The sequence below is a fragment of the Streptomyces sp. LS1784 genome (assembly GCF_020103755.1).
Taxonomy (GTDB): Bacteria; Actinomycetota; Actinomycetes; order Streptomycetales; family Streptomycetaceae; genus Kitasatospora.
The window spans coordinates 1-3910 of record NZ_JAHSQD010000685.1 but is presented as its reverse complement, the minus strand read 5'-3'; the positions used below and the strand labels follow the sequence as shown (position 1 = coordinate 3910).

General features: G+C 70.6%; 4 protein-coding genes. 1 reads left to right on the top strand and 3 read right to left on the bottom strand.

Annotated features, from left to right (window positions below; genetic code table 11):
- From KS423_RS40540 to KS423_RS40530, 3 genes are all read right to left on the bottom strand, one after another.
- Positions 1 to 978 (bottom strand): hypothetical protein (locus KS423_RS40540; protein ID WP_308020306.1); only part of this gene is annotated, 978 nt, incomplete at its 3' end.
- A 220-nt stretch (positions 979 to 1198) separates the two neighbouring features.
- The gene (locus tag KS423_RS40535; protein WP_224284735.1) at positions 1199 to 2005 is read right to left on the bottom strand and encodes a hypothetical protein; all 807 of its coding nucleotides are present in this window, start codon (positions 2003 to 2005) and stop codon (positions 1199 to 1201) included.
- A gap of 167 nt (positions 2006 to 2172) precedes the next feature.
- Positions 2173 to 2523 carry a hypothetical protein gene (locus tag KS423_RS40530; RefSeq protein ID WP_224284734.1) on the bottom strand — a complete coding sequence of 117 codons (351 nt, stop codon included), beginning with the start codon at positions 2521 to 2523 and terminating at the stop codon, positions 2173 to 2175.
- A 248-nt stretch (positions 2524 to 2771) separates the two neighbouring features.
- Between KS423_RS40530 and KS423_RS40525 the strand changes: the two genes are divergently transcribed.
- The coding region (locus tag KS423_RS40525; protein WP_374120141.1) for an NlpC/P60 family protein at positions 2772 to 3910 on the top strand (1139 nt) is incomplete at its 3' end.

Genomic DNA, 3910 nt, shown 5'->3' with positions numbered 1-3910 from the left:
TGGCGCCGGCGTCCGGCCCGCGTGGGCGGCGATGCCCGGCGCGACCGAACCGCCGCCGGCACCCCCGCCACCACCCGTGCCGCCCGCCTGCGGACCGCGGTCGCCGTGGGTGGTGATGCCCTGCTTCATCAGGTTCGCGGTGCCGTTGATCATCGCCGAACCGGCCTGGACGGCGTTGGCCCGGGCCCCGCGCATGTTCAGCAGCTCGTCGCCGAAGCCCGGCACGAAGCGGTAGACGGCGGCGCTCGCGAAGATCGACAGGAACAGGATCGCCAGCCCGGACAGCACCCGGGCGAAGTCGTCGTCAGCCCCGGCCCCGGTCGCCACCGCGCCCGCCAGACCCAGGATGACCACGATGATCGGCTTCGCCAGGTCCACCGCCAGCATCACCCCCGCCCAGCGCCGCACGTGCTTCCACAGCTGCCGGTCCACCAGCCCCGCGTACACCGCCGTACCCAACAACGCGCCGACGTACAGCATCGCCGCCCGGATCAACAGCTCGATCCAGAGCACCGCCGCCGCCAGCACCGCGACCAGCGACACGATCACCAGGATCAGCGGACCGCCGCCCACATCGCCCTTCTCCAGGGTGTCGGCGAACCCTCCCAGGTACGACCCGGTGTCCGTCTTCGTCCCGACCGCGATCGCCTTGGTCAACCCGTCCGTCACGCTCACCACGGTGTACAGGATCAGCGGCGTGAACGCGGACGCCACCACCGTGAGCCACAGGAAGCCGATCGCCTCCGAGAACGCCGTCGTCAGCGGCGCCCCCCGCACCGCCCGCTTCGTCACCGCCAGCAGCCACAGCACCAGCGTGATCACCGTCGACACGGCGAACACCACGGCGTACTGCTGCAGGAACGACGTATTGGTGAAGTCCACCTGTGTCGTCCCGTCGATCGCCCCCGACAGCTTCCGCACCACCCACGCCGCGGCCTGCGCACAGCTCTTGGCCAACGACCCGAGGGGGTCGGTCACGGTCCCGACGGTGCTGCTCCCGGGAACCGAGCCTCCAGGCTTGGACGCGCAGTAGACGTCGCTGCCGGGCAACGGCAGGACGTCGCAGTTGTTGCTGGCCGAAGGGGTCGGACTCGGTTCCGCGGTGGCCCGGGCCGCCATACCGATGGCTGCTGCCTGGAACAGAGCGAAGGCTTTGAGGACCCGTCCGAACCGTGGAAGCCGTTTCCCGATCGCACCGTCAACGCGCATAGCGGAACCCTCCGAACTGCTCTGCTGATCCGGCGATCTCATCCGCTGTGGCCGCCTGCTGGTCGCCCGGCAGGGGAGCCGGGCCTGACTTGCGAGAAAAGTCGGTGAGCTTCCAGTCGCTGCCCGTCCAGTGCAGCGAGAGGGTGAGGGTGAACCAGTTGGTGGTCACCGGCTGGACGGAGCGCTCGCCGGCGAGGCCGGTGAGACCGGTGCACCACACCTCGACCTTGGCGTCCCCGTCGCTGTAGCCCGTCGACTTGGCGCCGACCGGGACGGTGCGGCTGACGAAGGTGAGGCCCTTGGGCGCGCGGCCCTGGGTGTCGAGGCCGTAGCGGGTGGCGGTGTCGCCGCCGAAGCCCTGGTCCAGCCGGCTCTGGAGCCCCGCCAGTGCGCCCGGGTCGGCGATGGTGGCGACGATGCCGTGCCGGCTGTCGGTGCGGAACATGTCCGCGGAGCCGATCGCCACCGCGTAGTTGGTGGCGGCCGACTGGGCACCCGGCTCGGTGTGCGGGTAGCCGGTCGGGATGCCGTTGACGGTGGTGCCGACGGGCTGGTCGCCGCTGGGGGCGGGGCCGGCGCCGGAGGCGGCGTGGTCGGCGGAGGTGCCGTCGCCGCTTCCGGCGCCGGGCATGACGCGGTTGGCGATGGCGAGGGCCACCACGAGCAGCGTGACGACGACCAGGACGGCCAGCAGGGCGCGCAACGGACGGGACTGACGGTGGTTCGACTGGGCGGAGGACTGTTCGCCGACCGGCAGGCGCGTACGGGTGCGCGGCTGGTCGTCGGACAACGGCACGGCGGCCCTCCTGGTGCGGGGAGCCGGGGCGGCTCCGGGGGCCCTCCGCCCGGGGGCGGGCGCGGACGGAGGGTGGGAACGGGGGTGGACTCCTGGCGGGCCGACTGTCGGAGGGGGTCCGGACGGGGACCCGGTCTCAGGCAGGTCGGACTACTGCTGTCCGATCGTCAGATCGCCATGCCGTAGACAATGGTGAACAGAGTGCCGAGTGATCCGATGATGAACACGCCGGTCAGTCCGGCGACGATCAGCCCCTTGCCCTGTTCGGCGCCGAAACTGTCGCGCATCGCGGTCGCACCGATCCGCTGCTTGGCCGCACCCCAGACCGCGAGCCCCAGGCAGATGAGGATGGCCACGGCCATGATGACCTCGACCATCACCCGCGCCTCCGACCCGAGGCTCGCGAACGGCCCCCAGTCCGGGGCGATTCCGCCGATGATGGTGTCGATGTTCGGCTTCTTGGGGGGGTCTTCGGCCAGGTGGCCGACCGCATTCGTGTGCACGCTGCTCAGGTTCATTTCCATCTCACCGCCCGATCAGGCAAATTCAAGGGCCCGGACCCGGCCCGCGCGAAGGGTCGGGGCCTATTCTTGGCCAGATCTGATGTCGACTTGGCTACTTCTCGCGTATTGGTCGTGAGGCATCGGACACGTACGCGAGGATGTAGACCGTACGAAGGATAGCGCTCACTGTTCGTATCTCTGATGATTGCGGTGAGCAACGCCTTCCGGGACACTTCGACTGACGATTCGTCGGGATGGTGCTGATGGTACTCCGGAAGGCCGGTACGGCCGCCGCCGCTGCGGGAGTTGTTGCGTTCGGGTTCATCGGGTTGGTGACGATGGGGACTTATGCGGCAAGTGGGACGCCGCAGCAGTCGGCGAATCGTTCCGCCCTCTCTCCCGGAACGGTCCCCGCCGCCTACCAGGATCCGATCCAGAAGTGGGGCTTACTCTGCCCCGAGATCTCCCCGCCGATGCTCGCGGCGCAGCTGTACCAGGAGAGCGGTTTCGATCCCAAGGCGCGCTCCGGGGTCGGGGCGCAGGGAATGGCGCAGTTCATGCCGGGCACCTGGCCCGGCTACGCCACCGACGGCAACGGGGACGGCAAGGCGGACGTCTGGGACCCGCTGGACGCGATCGCCTCGGCGGCGACCTACGACTGCGCGATCGCAAGGCGGGTCGCGAAGGTCCCGGGTGACCCGCAGGCCAACCTGCTGGCGGCCTACAACGCCGGCGAGGGCGCGGTGGAGAAGTACAACGGGGTGCCGCCGTACAAGGAGACCCAGGGCTACGTGCGGAACATCCAGGCGATGGCCCGCAGCTTCACCGCCCCGGCCTCGCCGACCGCGCCGCTGGAGGTGTCCCCGCAGTCGTCGGCCGCGATCTACTTCGCGCAGACCAAGCTCGGCACCCCGTACCTGTGGGGCGGTGAGGGCCTGCCCTCGCAGAACGGGCGGTTCGACTGCTCGGGCCTGACCCAGGCCGCGTTCGCCAGTGTGGGCATCACCCTGCCCCGGGTGGCCAACGACCAGTGGTACGCCGGGCCGCACCCGTCGCGCGATCAGCTACGGCCGGGCGACCTGGTGTTCTGGGCGACGGACCTGAGCGATCCGCGGAGCATCCACCACGTCGGGATCTACGTCGGCGGCGGCTACATGATCAACGCGCCGCACACCGGCGCGGTGATCCGCTACGACAAGATCGACACCAGGGAGTACATCGGCGCGACCCGGGTCACCTCGGACGGCGCCCAGGCGCTGCCGACCCGCAACAACGACGGCGCGGTCAACGCCCCGAGCCGTCCGGGCGGGACGGAGCCCACCACCCCCGCGGGGAGCCAGGACGGCACCCAGGGCGGCGCGCCGGGCAGCGCCCCGGCGACCCCCGGCCGGTCCGCGACCGC